Origin of the sequence: Porphyromonas canoris (genome assembly GCF_000765975.1) — a bacterium.
Classification (GTDB): Bacteria; Bacteroidota; Bacteroidia; order Bacteroidales; family Porphyromonadaceae; genus Porphyromonas_A; species Porphyromonas_A canoris.
Map to the genome: position 1 here is coordinate 128,046 of NZ_JQZX01000002.1, position 15,949 is coordinate 143,994.

Annotated in this window: 12 protein-coding genes; 10 read left to right on the forward strand and 2 right to left on the reverse strand. The window is 43.8% G+C overall.

The features are described from left to right. Positions 1 to 285: 285 nt before the first annotated feature. Positions 286 to 1,173 carry a glucose-1-phosphate thymidylyltransferase RfbA gene (gene rfbA / locus HQ29_RS00495; protein ID WP_036792162.1) on the reverse strand — a complete coding sequence of 296 codons (888 nt, stop codon included), beginning with the start codon at positions 1,171 to 1,173 and terminating at the stop codon, positions 286 to 288. A 54-nt stretch (positions 1,174 to 1,227) separates the two neighbouring features. Further along, complete coding sequence (gene folB, locus HQ29_RS00500; RefSeq protein ID WP_036848884.1) at positions 1,228 to 1,608, reverse strand: dihydroneopterin aldolase; 381 nt, start codon at positions 1,606 to 1,608, stop codon at positions 1,228 to 1,230. A 120-nt stretch (positions 1,609 to 1,728) separates the two neighbouring features. Here folB and purB point away from each other — a divergent pair, with 120 nt between their 5' ends. From purB to HQ29_RS00550, 10 genes are all read left to right on the forward strand, one after another. Further along, a complete protein-coding gene (gene purB, locus HQ29_RS00505) occupies positions 1,729 to 3,093 on the forward strand; it encodes an adenylosuccinate lyase (RefSeq protein WP_036866903.1) in 1,365 nt (454 codons plus the stop codon). A 370-nt stretch (positions 3,094 to 3,463) separates the two neighbouring features. Next, positions 3,464 to 4,831, forward strand: a complete 1,368-nt coding sequence (locus tag HQ29_RS10045) for a pseudouridine synthase (RefSeq protein ID WP_449421035.1) — start codon at positions 3,464 to 3,466, stop codon at positions 4,829 to 4,831. 31 nt (positions 4,832 to 4,862) lie between these two features. Continuing rightward, positions 4,863 to 6,266, forward strand: a complete 1,404-nt coding sequence (gene asnS, locus HQ29_RS00515; RefSeq protein WP_036866906.1) for an asparagine--tRNA ligase — start codon at positions 4,863 to 4,865, stop codon at positions 6,264 to 6,266. Positions 6,267 to 6,733: 467 nt separating this feature from the next. Continuing rightward, positions 6,734 to 7,591 carry a KPN_02809 family neutral zinc metallopeptidase gene (gene ypfJ / locus HQ29_RS00520; protein WP_036866909.1) on the forward strand — a complete coding sequence of 286 codons (858 nt, stop codon included), beginning with the start codon at positions 6,734 to 6,736 and terminating at the stop codon, positions 7,589 to 7,591. Positions 7,592 to 7,713: 122 nt separating this feature from the next. Beyond that, positions 7,714 to 9,078 (forward strand): dipeptidase, encoded by a 1,365-nt coding sequence (locus HQ29_RS00525; protein ID WP_036866911.1) that lies wholly within the window; start codon positions 7,714 to 7,716, stop codon positions 9,076 to 9,078. An 8-nt stretch (positions 9,079 to 9,086) separates the two neighbouring features. Next, positions 9,087 to 10,373, forward strand: coding sequence for an amidohydrolase (locus HQ29_RS00530; protein WP_036862738.1), 1,287 nt, complete (start codon positions 9,087 to 9,089; stop codon positions 10,371 to 10,373). Between the two features lie 29 nt (positions 10,374 to 10,402). Next, positions 10,403 to 11,230, forward strand: a complete 828-nt coding sequence (locus HQ29_RS00535) for a purine nucleoside phosphorylase I, inosine and guanosine-specific (protein ID WP_036866913.1) — start codon at positions 10,403 to 10,405, stop codon at positions 11,228 to 11,230. A gap of 421 nt (positions 11,231 to 11,651) precedes the next feature. Further along, positions 11,652 to 12,599: a LiaF domain-containing protein gene (locus HQ29_RS00540; RefSeq protein ID WP_036866914.1), complete on the forward strand. Its 948-nt coding sequence runs from the start codon at positions 11,652 to 11,654 to the stop codon at positions 12,597 to 12,599. Between the two features lie 3 nt (positions 12,600 to 12,602). After that, the gene (locus tag HQ29_RS09790) at positions 12,603 to 13,358 is read left to right on the forward strand and encodes a LytR/AlgR family response regulator transcription factor (RefSeq protein ID WP_052089621.1); all 756 of its coding nucleotides are present in this window, start codon (positions 12,603 to 12,605) and stop codon (positions 13,356 to 13,358) included. 97 nt (positions 13,359 to 13,455) lie between these two features. Beyond that, complete coding sequence (locus HQ29_RS00550; RefSeq protein ID WP_036866915.1) at positions 13,456 to 15,933, forward strand: FtsK/SpoIIIE family DNA translocase; 2,478 nt, start codon at positions 13,456 to 13,458, stop codon at positions 15,931 to 15,933. Positions 15,934 to 15,949: the final 16 nt, after the last annotated feature.

Genomic DNA, 15,949 nt, shown 5'->3' on the forward strand with positions numbered 1-15,949 from the left:
GAAAAATTAAACACGTTAAGCCGAAAGAATATGCTCGTTTAGCGTTTTGGATGAACAGGTATCGGAATTTGTGTTAATAAAATAGGGCGAATTTAACAATTCTGCCGTGCTCTGAAAACGACCCCTCCGATCAAAATAGAGAATGGGTTTTTGAAGAGGTTTTCGGAGGGATGGAATATATAAAAATGCCTTTTGCAGAACATCTTTTTCTGTCTTGCAAAAAGCATTCGGTCGTTTTGGATAAAATGGAAAAAAAGCCTTCCTTTTTCGACAAAAGGCAGAGGGTTATTTCCGATGATTCTCTATCATTTTTTTTAGATAGAGTCCGTAGCTGCTGTTGGGGTATCTGCCAAGCAGGCTTTCTAAGGATGAGACTTCTATCCAACCATTTCTCAAAGCTATCTCTTCCAGGCATGCAATCTTCAGTCCCTGCCTGTTTTCGATTGCTTTGACGAATGTGCAGGCATCGTACATAGAGTCGAAAGTTCCGGTATCTAACCATGCAAAACCTCTTCCAAAGGTAGTTACTTGAAGTCTGTCTTGCTTCAGGTACATTTCATTCAAGGTTGTAATCTCAAGTTCACCCCGATCGGAAGGTTTTACATCCTTAGCCATTTCAGCCACTCCCGGCGGATAGAAGTAGAGCCCGACCACTGCATAGTTGCTTTTTGGCTCTTTCGGCTTCTCCACTATGGACAGAGCTCGCTTGCCGTCTTCTGCCAATTCTACCACTCCGTACCGCTCCGGGTCATTGACATAGTAGGCAAAGATGTGGGCTTTTTCGCTCCGAGAGGTCTGTTCGATGGTTTCAGCCAAAAGCTGCGTAAATCCTTGTCCGTAAAAGATATTGTCTCCGAGAATGAGCGCGACAGAATCCGAGCCGACAAATTTTTCGCCTATGATGAATGCTTGAGCAAGTCCCTCCGGTTTGGGCTGCACTTCATAGGTCAGAGAGATACCCCATTGGGAACCATCCCCAAGCAGTCTTTTGTATGCTTTCTCGTCTTCGGGTGTGGTGATGATGAGTATCTCCCGAATCTTTGCCAGCATAAGCACGGAGAGCGGGTAGTATATCATCGGTTTGTCGTATATGGGGAGAAGCTGCTTGGAAACGGCTGTGGTAACGGGATAAAGACGAGAACCGCTTCCTCCGGCAAGAATGATACCTTTCATTGTACTGATAGTTTTGATGCAGTGAGACGAGTAACTTGTATGCCGAGTCCGTAATCAAAAAACAGCCGTTGCCGTAAAAGAGGCTCCGGAGCCTTGGAAAGAGGCGATGGGAGGAGCTTTTTTGGTAATGGATACAGTGGCTTCCTTTATCTGTTTGCGGCTATCCATATCGCCTATACGAGCAAGTATTCGATAGACGACATGCTCTAAGAGGTCGCTCGGAGAAGCCATCTCTTCCTGTGCGATCCTGTGCAGCTCGGCATAGTTTACGGTATCTTCAATGCTGTCGTTCCGCATAGCATCTTCAAAAGATCCCGATACCGACAAGGAGACCAAGTAGTGAGCACCTACGACTCTCTCTTGCTCCAAAACGCCGTGAAAGCTATAAAACTCAAGATCTGTAAGGCTGATGGTCTGCTCCGGATGTATCTGCATGACAAATATGTATGATTGTTTGAGGAACAAATATAAGCTTAATCTTTGATTTCTTGCATCATTGTAAGTATAGTGCTATCTTTGCGACTTAGAAAGTATAGTAGTTTACTCCGAACAGATATGAGTTTATCTTCTCTTTTAGCAATATCGCCGGTGGATGGCAGGTACAGAAGCAAGGTGGAGTGTCTGGCTCCGTTTTTCTCAGAATATGCCCTTATTCGTTACAGAGTATTGGTGGAGATAGAGTATTTTATCGCTTTGGCACAAGAGATAGGTCTTGGAACGCCGGAAGGTAAACTGCCTTGCAGCGAAGATGATCTAAGGAATATCTATCGGGATTTTTCCGAATCGGATGCCGAAAAGGTGAAGTCCATAGAGGCTGTAACCAATCATGATGTAAAGGCGGTAGAGTATTTCATCAAAGAGAAATTCGACACTCTCGGACTCGGGGGCTATAAAGAGTTTGTGCATTTCGGGCTTACCTCTCAAGACATCAACAATACCTCTCAACCCTTGATGCTGAAAGAGGCATTGGAGCAGGTGATCAATCCGGAGATAGAAGCTATTATAGACTATCTGAAAACTCTTTCCACCGAGTGGAAAGAAGTACCAATGCTTGCAAGAACCCACGGACAACCGGCTTCTCCTACGATATTGGGCAAGGAGATATATGTGTTTGTCTACAGATTGAAGGAGCAGATGAAGCAGCTTGCTCGTATTCCTCACTCTGCAAAGTTTGGGGGCGCAACAGGAAACATGAATGCTCACAAAGTGGCTTATCCCGATGTGGAGTGGAGAAGGTTTGCGGCAAACTTTACTCGTAATCACTTGGGTTTGGAGTTGGAATCGGTAACCACTCAGATTTCCAACTATGACAACTTGGCAGCTCTATTCGATGCTTACAAGCGTCTTTGCGTTATTCTGATAGACTTGTGTCGTGATATTTGGCAATATATCTCCGATGGATATTTCAAGCAAAAGGTCGTAAAGGGGGAAGTAGGCTCGTCTGCAATGCCACACAAAGTGAATCCGATAGACTTTGAAAACGCAGAGGGAAACTGTGGTATAGCCATCGCAATATTTGAGCACCTTTCTCACAAGCTGCCTATATCCCGTCTTCAGAGAGACTTAACGGATTCGACTGTCATGCGAAACATGGGTGTGCCGGTGGCTCATCTTCTTATTGCTTTGCAAAGCTTGAAGAAAGGATTGGGTAAACTTATGCTTGCACCGGAAAGATTAGCGCAAGATCTGGATCTTGCATGGGCTGTTGTGGCAGAAGGTATTCAGACAATCCTTAGAAGAGAAGGATACCCGGCACCTTATGAAGCACTTAAAGAACTGACTCGTGGCAGAGACAGCATTACCAAAGAAAGTATATCTGCTTTTGTGGATACTCTAAACGTATCGGAAGCAGTCAAGGCAGAACTAAAGAACATAACTCCTGAGTCTTATACCGGATTGAGATTGGACTACACGGAGTAAGTATAAACCATAATAAATAATACCGGAAAATTTCGATTGAAATTATTACACTAATATCCAACAAACCTTACCTTTTATCGTTTTAACTGATAAAAAAACCGAGAGGTTGTAGAATAATAATGTAGAGTTTACATCATTAAATCAAAAAAAGATGGAGAATAAGTTTTTTGAGAATGAAGAGAGAGTAGAAGAAAAAAACTCTTCGACTCCGAGAGGTTTTGAGGAGTACACTCAATCACCACAGAAGCAAAGATTTCCAAGAAGAATGGACAATGGAAACGAACCACAGGCTGAAGGTCGCTCCGAAGAGTATGGAGCATCCAATGCACCCGCAGGTCCTGTGGGACGGAGACGTGTTCGCATATCCGAAATGGACAGAGAGCGTTCTTCTTCGGACTATCAACAAAACTATAGAAGATCTATGGACTCTGATTCTTATCGCCCTAACGAGTATGGTAATATGAACAGACATCCAAGATCTCAGTATCAAGACAACAGAAGATCCGAGCGATCTTATAACAGCTATCAGGCAGGAAATGACAGGTATAATCAGGATAACAACAATTATCGTGATTATTCTTCGGGTAATTACCAGAGAGAAAGATTCGGTTATGAAAATAACGGCTACTCTCCTGCCCAGTCTGCCGAATACGACGAGAAGTACGAACAAAGAAGATATTCCAGACAAAACCAGTACGGAGACAACAATTATCATCCTCACGGGGAGAGAAACTTTACTCCTTACAGGCAGCCAAGAGAGCCACGTTATGGCAATAACAATGCTCAGTCTCGTGGTCGCTACAACAATAACAACAATCCGTACAGACAAAGACCTCAAAGAAACGAGTATAATGAAGGGTATGGTGCGCCTAATAACAACTATTACGGCAACAACAGACCCAACAATAATTTCTCTAAGAACAATAAGGGCAAAAAGCAAAGGTCTAATCAGTCTCAACAGAGAGTGTTCCATCCAAGACCCAAACCGATAGTTTACACTCAGGATCATATTGATGTTACAGAACCTATACGTCTGAACAAATATATGGCTAACTCCGGAGTCTGCTCAAGAAGGGAGGCAGATGAACTCATCCAAGCAGGTAAAGTGATGGTGAATGGTGTTGTGGTGTCCGAACTTGGGGCAAAGGTTTATGTTACAGACGAAGTGAAGTTGAATGATCAGCTGCTCTCTTTGGAGAACAAAGTATATGTCCTTCTCAATAAACCCAAGAACTGCGTAACCACTTCCGATGATCCGCAAGAGAGATTGACGGTTTTAGATTTGGTTAAGACTGCTTGCAAGGAGCGTATCTATCCTGTCGGACGTCTCGATAGAAACACTACGGGAGTCCTTCTTCTAACTAATGACGGAGATCTTGCAACCAAGTTGATGCACCCGTCGTACGATAAAAAGAAGATCTATCATGTGTGGCTCGACAAGCCTGTGGCAGTAGAAGATATGCAAAAGATAGCCGATGGTATAGAGCTTGAAGACGGAGAGATACACGCCGATGCAATCTCTTACGTATCTCAAGACGATATGTCTCAAGTGGGTATAGAGATCCACTCCGGAAGAAACAGGATTGTAAGACGTATATTCGAGCATCTCGGATACAAGGTGTACAAGCTTGACAGAGTTTATTTTGCCGGATTGACCAAGAAGAATTTGGGTAAAGGAAAGTGGAGATACCTAAGTCAAGAAGAGGTAAATATGCTTCGCATGGGAGCATTTGAATAAAATAGATTGATGTAAAAAGAAGATAGTAAATATGTCTATCAAAAGAACTAAAATAGCAGATGTATTTAAGGCAACTCCCGTAGGGTCGGAAGTTACCGTTATGGGATGGGTCAGAACCAAGAGAGGTGGTAAGAGTGTAACCTTTATAGCTCTCAACGACGGCTCTACTATCCATAATCTTCAAGTGGTTATAGTACCAAACGAAGAGAATGAAGAGACCCTTAAACTTGTTACTACGGGAGCGAGTGTGAGTGTTGTCGGTGTTGTTGTCGAATCGCAAGGTAAAGGTCAGAATGTAGAGGTTCAAGCCAACTCTATTACGGTACTGGGTACGGCAGATCCTAATACTTATCCTCTTCAAAAGAAGGGACACAGCATGGAGTTTTTGAGGGAGATTGCTCACTTGAGACCTCGTACCAACACCTTTGGAGCGGTATTCAGAATACGCCACCACATGGCTATGGCTATCCATACGTTCTTTCACAACAAAGGCTTTTACTACTTCCATACACCACTGATTACTGCCAGCGATGCCGAAGGTGCGGGGCAGATGTTTAAGGTAACCACGTTAGACCTTAACAATCTGCCTTTGACCGAAAGCGGAGAGATAGACTATTCGGAAGACTTTTTCGGAAGACACGCCAATCTTACCGTGTCCGGACAGTTGGAAGGAGAATTAGCAGCCATGGCTCTTGGCGGTATCTATACTTTTGGTCCAACGTTTCGTGCCGAAAACTCGAATACTCCAAGACACTTGGCTGAGTTCTGGATGATCGAGCCGGAAGTGGCTTTCTTCGATAACGAGGATAACCAAAACTTGGCGGAAGAGTTCATCAAGTATTGTCTCCAATGGGCTTTGGATCATTGCGAAGATGATTTGAAGTTCCTCAATGACATGATAGATAAGGAGCTTCTCGACCGTATAAAGTTCGTTTTGGACAAGCCTTTTGTGCGTTTGAAATACACGGAGGGTATCGAAATCTTGGAAAAAGCGGTGAAAGATGGCATTAAGTTCGAGTTCCCAATCTTCTGGGGAGCAGATCTTGCCTCCGAACACGAAAGATATTTGGTGGAACAGCACTTCAAAGCACCGGTTATTCTGACAGACTATCCTAAGGAGATCAAATCTTTCTACATGAAGCAGAATGATGATGGTAAGACTGTTCGCGCAATGGATGTCCTATTCCCGAAGATCGGAGAGATAATCGGAGGATCCGAAAGAGAGGCTGACTTCGATAAACTTACCCAAAGAGCCATAGATATGGGCGTGCCTCACGAAGAGATGTGGTGGTATTGGGACACTCGTCGTTACGGTACGGCTCCACATGCCGGATTCGGATTGGGTTTTGAACGTCTGCTTCTATTCGTTACGGGTATGAGTAATATCCGAGACGTGATACCTTTCCCAAGAACTCCAAACAACGCAGAGTTTTAATATTTCAAGATAAACAGACAGAGAGGTCTGCATAGAAACGGGAAGAGCCGCACATTTTTGTGCGGCTCTTTCTGCTATGTTTGCTTCTTGTTTAATGATAGATGAGGTGCTATGCAAAGGTTGAGATAAACTCATGATGCTTTCTTGAAGAAGAGGTAAAAGCGTTCGGATGTTTCTCTTATCCCGTTCAATAGTTTCGTTAAACAGGAACAGCTTTGCAGATCAAGGCACGATTGCCGGAGATCAAGATTTGAAGAGTGGCAACCAAGCGCCGATTTCTGAAAACCAAGCCTTGAATGTGAAGATTGAATCTGTTCAGGAAAAGTTCTTAACAGGATAACAGAAAGTTTTGAACGGCTTAAAAAATCCTTTTTCAAAAGTCTCATATTATTGCATACGAGCCTGAATGATAAAATTTGGTGTAATTTTGTCTCTGTACAGTAGTTTAAGCAAAAAAGATATTGATTATGAGGCTTGATGGAAGAAGAGAGAGCAGTAATGTTCAAGACAATAGAAGAATGAAAATATCCGGCAAAGCCGGAGGACTCGGATTGGGTGGGCTTATCATTGTAGGGCTTATCACGTGGCTTTTAGGAGGGAATCCTCTTACGGTGATACAGGAAGGCATAGGTGGCTCATTCAGTTCAGAGCAGAGTTATGAACCTTCTGCAGAAGAAGATGCCCTGGCTGCTTTTTCTTCTCAGATACTCGCAGGAACAGAAGATGTCTGGACAAAGATTTTTGCGGACTATGGTCGCAGATACCAACCTCCCCGCTTGGTGCTTTTTACCGGAGCCACCAATAGCGGCTGCGGATATGCTTCTGCCGCGACAGGACCTTTTTACTGTTCGGCAGACCGGACTATATATCTGGATGTTTCTTTCTTTAAGGAGATGGAGCAGAGGTTTGGAGCCAAAGGGCAGTTTGCTTTTGCGTATGTCATAGCCCATGAAGTGGGGCATCACGTTCAGTATCTTTTGGGTACTTTGGATAAGGCTCATGCAGCCATGTCAAAGGCTTCCGAGAAAGACTCCAATGCCATCAGTGTGAGGCTCGAACTGCAAGCGGACTATTATGCAGGGCTTTGGGCGCATCATGACAACAAAATGTTTCAGTCCATGGAGATAGGCGACCTGGAAGATGGACTTGTTGCGGCTCAAGCCATAGGGGATGACAGACTTCAGATGCAGGCACAGGGATATACGGTGCCGGAGTCTTTCAATCATGGTACATCCGAACAGCGGATGGCCTGGTTGAGAAAAGGCTATACCACAGGTACGTTGGAAGGAGGAGATACATTTAATCTGCCTGACCCCAAAAGATGAAAAGATGATGCGCCCGGACTATCCGGGCGCACTCTTTTTAGCTTGGTTATCTTGCAATATCTTGGTATCTTTGGAATGATATGCCTTGAAACAATATAAAACCAACTAAAAATATAAACATTATGGCTACTATTAAGCAGTACATTGCAGAGCATGAAAATAGATTTATAGAAGAGTTATTCGATCTTATTCGTATCCCTTCTATCAGCGCCAAGACTACTCACAAAGAGGATATGATCCGTTGTGCGGAAGCATATAAAGCGTTGCTGCTGAGCTCCGGATTTGAAAAAGCAGAGGTAATGCCGACCAAAGGCAATCCGGTTGTCTATGCCGAACGTATCATAGACCAAACTCTTCCTACGGTATTGGTGTACGGACACTATGACGTGATGCCGGCAGAGCCTATCGAATTATGGAAGAGTGGAGCGTTTGAACCCGAAATTCGCGACGGACATATCTGGGCACGTGGTGCAGATGACGATAAGGGTCAGAGCATGGTACAGATCAAGGGGTTTGAGACAGCATTGAAGTTGGGCTATGTCAACTGCAATGTGAAGGTGATCATGGAGGGTGAAGAAGAAGTGGGTTCTCCTTCTTTGGAAGAGTTCTGCATAGAACACAAAGAGAAGCTCCGTGCCGACATCATTCTGGTAAGCGATACTAGTATGATAAGCAAGGATGTACCATCCATCTGTACAGGGCTTAGGGGCTTGGCATACTGGGAAATAGAGGTTACTGGACCAAGCCACGACCTTCACTCCGGACACTTTGGAGGAGCGGTTGCAAATCCTATAAACGAGCTTTGTAAGCTTATCGCCGGACTGACCGATGAGGATGGCAAGATCACCATTCCTCACTTCTATGATGATGTGGAAGAGATGTCACCGGAAGAACGAGAGATGATAAAGCAGATTCCATTCTCGGAAGAAGATTACAAGAAATTCTTAAAGATAGATGCGGTACATGGGGAAAAGGGATACCATACCCTTGAACGGAACAGCTCTCGTCCGAGCTTAGACTGTTGCGGTATATGGGGCGGCTACACCGGAGAAGGCGCCAAAACAGTATTGCCATCCAAGGCTTATGCAAAGGTTTCTACACGTTTGGTGGCTAATCAGGACTTTGAAAAGATCTCCATAGACTTCGTTAAACACATTAAGAGCATTGCTCCGGACTACATCAAGGTAAAGGTTACACCTCTTCACGGAGGCAGTCCATACATCTGCCCTACTAATCTTGAGGTTTACAAGGTAGCGGAAGAGGCTTTTGAAGTAGCATTCGGCAAACGCCCATTGGCACGTAGAAGCGGTGGAAGTATTCCTATTATTGCCACTTTCGAGCGAGTATTGGGTCTTAAGAGCGTACTTATGGGGGTCGGACTTGAAAGTAATGCCATTCACTCTCCAAACGAAAATATCAGCATAGATATCTGGAAGAAAGGTATAGAAGCCGTGGCTGAGTTTTACAAGCGTTTTGGACATAAATAAGAGGATACATGCCTATACTGATACAAGATGTCCTGCACATAGACAGGCAGGTAGATATTTTAATAGAAGGAAACAGAATAACAAAGGTAGAGAATGCCGGGTCTATAAATCCGGCATCTCTTTCAGGTGAGGTGGATATCATTTCCGGTAAAAACAGGGGAGTGATACCGGGACTGGTCAACTGTCATACTCACGCGGCGATGACCTATTTTAGAGGTTATGGAGACGATAGAGACTTGATGGATTGGCTCGAAAACATGATTTGGCCGGTAGAGGCACATCTTACGCCGGACGACATCTATTGGGGCTCTCGTCTGGCTTGTATGGAGATGATACAGACCGGAACGACGGCTTTTTTGGACATGTACACATTCCCGGAAGCTACTGCACAAGCGGTGGAAGATAGTGGAATAAGAGCCGTATTGTCTTACACCATGTTTGACAGATGGGATGATGCACGAGCAAAATTGGATCAGAAAAACTGCCATAAGTACTTTGAGCTGTTTTCTCATTACTCCGACAGAGTCCGGTTTGCAGTAGGACCTCATGCCATATATACCGTTTCCGCTCCTCAGTTACAGTTTGCACATGAGTTTGCAAAGGAGCATGACTGTCTCGTGAATCTGCACTTGGCTGAGACCTATCAAGAGTGGAAAGACTGCACTAAGAACTTTGGAACAACGCCGGTAAGGTATCTCAAAGATCTCGGCGTCCTTTCTCCTCGTTTGGTTTTGGCTCACTCCCTTTGGATGGATAGTGAAGAGCTGCAAATCCTTGCCGATTATGGTTGCAGCACCGTACACAATCCGGCTTCCAATATGAAGTTGGCATCCGGGTACAAGTTCAGGAGCGAAGAGATGTGTGAGAAAGGAATACGTGTGGGAATAGGTACGGACGGATGCTCTTCTTCCAACAATCTGGATATGGTGCAAGCGATGAAACTCGCTTCACTTCTTGGGAAAGCTTGGCGCGGAGATCCCAAAGCAACACCGGCTAAAGAGATGTTCGTGGCTGCGACAAAGGCAGGAAGCGAGATTCTTAGAATAGACGGGGGAGAGATAGAGCCGGGAAAACTGGCAGATTTGTCTCTTGTCCGACTTGATATTCCGGAAATGACGCCGTGCCATGACTTTATCTCAAATTTGGTCTATTCTGCCTCCGGTAGTGCCGTGGATACCACTATCGTAGATGGAAAAGTACTGATGAGAGAACGGCAGATACCGGAATACGATGTCCTCTTAAAGAAAGGAGTGGAAGTTTCTAACGACTTGCTTCGCAGAGCCGGAAGAGGATAAATATTAACAGACACTTATATTGCTACATTATGACACAGTTTGAATATAAACATTATGAAGAGGCGGCAGCTTATCTGCGTCGCTTCATCCCGGAAGATACAAAGGTTGCCATCACGCTTGGTAGCGGATTGGGAGCATTGGCAGATATGATAGAGGATGCCAAGGCAATACCTTATGATACAATTCCAAACTTTGTAAAGTCCACAGCCATAGGGCACAAAGGTCAGCTTATCGTAGGAAAGTTGGGGGGTGTTCCGGTTGTCGTCATGCAGGGACGCTTTCACTACTATGAGGGGTACAGCATGCAGCAAGTAACATTTCACGTAAGAGTGTTCAAGCTTTTGGGTATAGAATATCTTTTTGTCTCCAATGCCGCAGGAGGTACCAACGAATCTTTTAAGGTCGGAGACTTGATGATCATAACGGATCATATAAATCTTCTGCCCAATCCACTCATCGGACCGAATATGTCGGAGTTTGGACCTCGTTTTTCCGATATGACCAGGGCTTATGATCGTGCACTTATCGCAAAAGCCAAAGAGGTGGCAGCCCAACAGAATACCGCTCTGAAGGAGGGAGTATATGTGGGTTGGACAGGACCTTCTTATGAAACACCGGCAGAGTATAAGTTCCTGAATATAATCGGAGGGGATGCAATAGGTATGAGTACAGTGCCTGAGGTGATAATGGCTCGCCATTGCGATATTCGTGTATTTGGTATGTCTGTGATAACAAATGAGGGGTATCATTTCGATGATGACTTTGTAAATGATGGCGATGACGTGATACGAGCAGCAAATGCCGCCTCCAAGAAGATGACGGCACTCTTTACAGAGGTTATCCGATCTCTGTATTGATGCTTGACTCAAAGGCATTATCCTGTACGAAATCCCTTGATGCAAAAATCTTTATGAAAGATTAGTTTGAGGGAAGATCTCTGACAGAGATAATGTTTGACAATAAAACAGAAAGACCGACTTGCTTTAGAAGGCAGTGTCGGTCTTTTTCGATAAAAACAGAGAGGCGGAATGCCTTTTCAGGAGACCTTTGGGAAGAACACCTTATCGGTATAAGGAACAAAAAATGAAGATTGATTTTGTCGGTTTTGATCGTCTAAAAGAGGTCATTCGTCGGGATTATTAAGCCGTTTAGTCGGGGTTGTATTGTATTAGGAGCCTGATTATCCTATTTTTGTATCAGATAGACGAGAGTACTGCTCCGGATGAGAGAGCCAACTCTTTGGTCTGAATAGTAACTGATAAACTAATGTATTGTGATATGAATATTTCAAATCAAAAATCGGGATTTACTCTGTTCTTTTCTCTCTTGCTTATGATAGCAGGTGGAGGTCTGTTGTTTGCCGGTGTTATATCCGGAGGGGACAACTTCGATGCTCTTATAGAAATATTGGGAGCGGTGATGCTATATATATTAGGAGCGGGATTCATGGGACGGTTTTTAGCTAAAAGAGATACCGGAGGCAGGAACACAACAGCTTCGATTGCGTTATTGATCATAGCAGGAGCACTTCTCTTTTTATTGTCTAACATGGGATTATTGGACAAATCATTCCTTAGAATCATATTCTCATGGCAGATGTTGCTCATTACTGTCGGGCTTTTTTATCTGTCCCACTCTTTTGATATCGGAGGATTGGTGGTTACCGGATTTGGTTTGGGCTTTCTTCTGCTGAAGCTTAGTAAGATATTTCCGGAAATATCCTTTTATCTGGAGTCATTGTCTACATATTGGCCTGTTGGAGCAATGATTTTGGGAGCTCTTCTTTTTCTGTATGCCTTACCGGCCATTCAGAATAACAGGAGGGAAAAACTACGAAAATCTTTTACAAGACACTATACCAAAGAAACTAACGGCAATGGGATAACAGATGATGGAAGAATAGATTGCCGATATCTTTTCTCCGGTGGCGAGTACGTTGTACTGGATCCGGTATTCAGAGGAGGGAGTATAGATGTTTTGTTTGGCGGAGTCGATTTGGATTTAAGACAGACCACGCTTCCTGTTGGAGAGACTGAATTGGTAGTTACAGCAGCTTTTGGTGGTGTTGAGATACTGATGCCGCCCGATTGGAACGTAGAAGTGAAATCAGTTTCTACATTCGGAGGTGTTTCCAATAAGCGCATGAGAATTTTCAATCAGAATTCAGACCGCAAACTGATTATCAATGTCAAGTCTGCAATATTCTCCGGAGTGGAGATCAAATAACGGATGGAGCAGCTGCACAACATAGAGAAACACCGCATCTTTGCTTGTTTGGTAATAGCATCAGTATATACCTTTGCAGTAGGAGGGCTTAATCTTTATCTTTCTGTTTGGGATATACTTTTCTATGCTGCGGTACTATTCTTAGGAAGTTATGCCTTTTCTTACTTGCTCCGGTTTAGTAAAGTAAGAGTTTGGATAGCTGTTGCTTTGTTGTGTATAAGCATTGTGGCTGTTGGTGCAGAGTATCTTTTTCTAAATCTTTTTGAGTCTCTTTCATGGGAGCAGTGGCTGAAAACGGCTCCGGTAAGAGTATTGATCACTTGTCTGTTCGGGATAATATTCATGATGAGATACCTCAACAAAGTGAAAGAGACACAGGAAGAGGAGGAGAAGATACCCGTTGAAGAACAGGCTCTGACCGCTTCTTCTCCGGTAGTAGATAAGCTGACCGTAAGGAGTGGGTCTAAAATACGCATACTTTCTTTAGAGGAAATCCTTTATATTGCAGCGGATGGAGACTATATTGTTATTCATACATCGGACGGACATTGGCTGAAAGAGCAAACGATGAAAGCAACAGAAGACATGCTTCCTCAAGATCTTTTTGTTCGCGTACACCGCTCCTACATTGTAAATGTCAAGCACATTGCAAGAATAGAGCGTTATGGAGAGCAGAGACAGCTGGTTTTACATAGTGGGGACATTATACGCATCAGTCTTTCCAGATACCGTTTACTGAGACAAAAACTGGGATTATAAAAGAGAAAGAAGAGATATGTGAGGGCAGAAAAGGCTCTGAATAGTACGAAAAAATCACTACATTTGCTAAGCTAAATAATCTCTCCTTACTCTGAAGATGAAGACAAATAAAGGCAAAACTAAAAATATAAAACTCCCTGAATGGGTCAAGAATACCGGCATACACGTTACGAGGGATACGTACGTACTTTTGATCGGTGCTCTTTTGACTTTCTTGGGAGTCTTTCTTCTTATAGCATTTTTTTCTTATTTCTTTACCGGAAAGGCGGATCAGAGTGTTGTTCTTAATGTCCCACAGGCAGAAGTCTCCACAGAAGATGCTATTACCAATCCTTCGGGAGTAAAAGGTGCATACTCCATGCATAATATTGTTAATGGATGGCTTGGATTATCTGCCATTTTTCCCATTGTCTTTATCTGCTTAGCCGGGTTGCGCATTTTACGTAATCGCAAAGGGGGATACATAAGACTATTCTTCTTGTGCGGTTCATTGATGTTTTGGAGTATGCTTTTACTGGGTCTTGCAGGAGGAGTATTATTCCCGAATCAGTTCTTTTTTCTTGGAGGTCTTTTTGGTAAAAAGCTTGCAGATTACAGCATATTGCAGATAGGATATCCGGGAACCATTCTTGTCTTAATCTTTTTCCTTTTTGCGATACTGCTCATATTCTTTCAGAGTTTCACTCCAAAGGTCAAAGGATGGTTGGAGATAAAGAAAAAACAGCCAGCCGAAGCCATCCCTGTTGTGCCTGAAGAGAAGAAAAAAGGAAATGGTTTCTTTGCACGTTTCAAAAAGAGAAGAAAAGAAGAAGACGATTATGATGCTTTGGGAGATGAGATTGAAGGCATTGATGAAGATGTTTTTACCTCCGATTCCTCTTCTCAACCGGCATCATCCTATTCGCCAACCCATTCCGGTTCTGATGAGGAACTTATTGATCATCATATCGAAACCTATGCTTCCGGAAAAGAAGATGGGATAGATCTTGAAGTTGTACGTCCCAAGAGTGATACTTTAGAAGATAATGCTTTAGCGCAAGCACTATTGCAGGAGTTGGGAGAGTACGATCCTCATATCGAATTGAGTCATTTCAAGATGCCTTCCATAGAGCTTTTGGACGACAGAAAAGAGGATACGCAGACGGTAGATTTAGATGAAATAGAAGATAATAAAAGGCGTATCACTGCGACATTAGAGAGTTTTCAGGTCAGCATTGTCTCTATCAGGGCAACCGTTGGTCCTACTGTAACTCTTTACGAAGTGGTACCGGCAGATGGTGTGCGCATTTCCAGAATAAAAAATTTGGAGGATGATATTGCACTTAGTTTGTCTGCACTTGGAATACGTATCATTGCTCCTATTCCGGGCAAAGGTACTATCGGTATAGAGGTAGCCAATAGAAATCCAAAGACTGTCGGCTTCCGTTCTGTGCTAAGCTCTCAAAAGTTTTTGGAGAAAAAGTACGAGCTTCCGGTTGCATTGGGTCGGACTATTACGAATGAAGTGTTCAGCTTCGACCTTGCAAAGATTCCTCATCTTCTTGTAGCCGGAGCAACGGGGCAGGGAAAGTCCGTAGGTCTTAATGTAATCATCCTTTCACTGCTATACAGCAAGCATCCGAGCGAACTTAAATTCGTCATGGTGGATCCTAAAATGGTTGAATTTAGTGTCTTTTCCATGATTCAAAACCACTATATGGCTAAGTTGGAAGATGAAGAACAGGTTATCATCACCGATACAGCCAAGGTTGTAAGTACACTTAACTCTCTTTGTAAGGAGATGGATGACAGGTATGAACTTCTCACCAAAGCAGGTGTAAAAAACATTGTGGAGTATAACCACAAGTTCAAACGCAGGCTTTTGAGTCCGAGCAACGGATATAAGTTTATGCCATACATAGTGCTGGTGATAGATGAGTATGGAGATCTCATCATGACAGCAGGTAAAGAGATAGAGCTTCCTCTGGCTCGAATCGCTCAAAAAGCCCGTGCAGTGGGAATACACTCTATTATTGCCACTCAACGTCCAACGGCAAGTATCATCACCGGAACCATTAAAGCCAACTTCCCCGGACGTATCTCATTCAAAGTCTACTCATCCATCGACTCTCGTACCATTCTTGATGCTTCAGGAGCCAACAGGCTTGTTGGTCGAGGCGATCTGCTTTATTCGCAAGGCAATGAAGCGATACGCGTACAGTGTGCTTACATAGATACCGAAGAGATAAACAGAGTCGTGGATTATATATCCAAGCAGCAGGGGTATCCTCATCCCCTTTATCTCCCGGAAGTAGGAGGCAACGGCTCATCCGGAGGTCGTGGAGAGTATGGTAGCGATATGGATTCCGGCAGCAGAGATGCTCTTTTTGAAGAGGCGGCGAATATTATGCTTTTAGAGCAGAGTGGCAGTACATCTCTGCTTCAAAGACGTCTTGCCATCGGTTTTGCCCGTGCCGGCAGACTTATGGATCAGCTTGAGCAGGCAGGCGTGGTAGGACCATCCGAAGGAAGTAAGCCGAGACAGGTATTGATTGAGTCCGCAGAAGATCTTCGGAAAATCCTTGAGAGGTCTTAACAGATAACCAACTTTA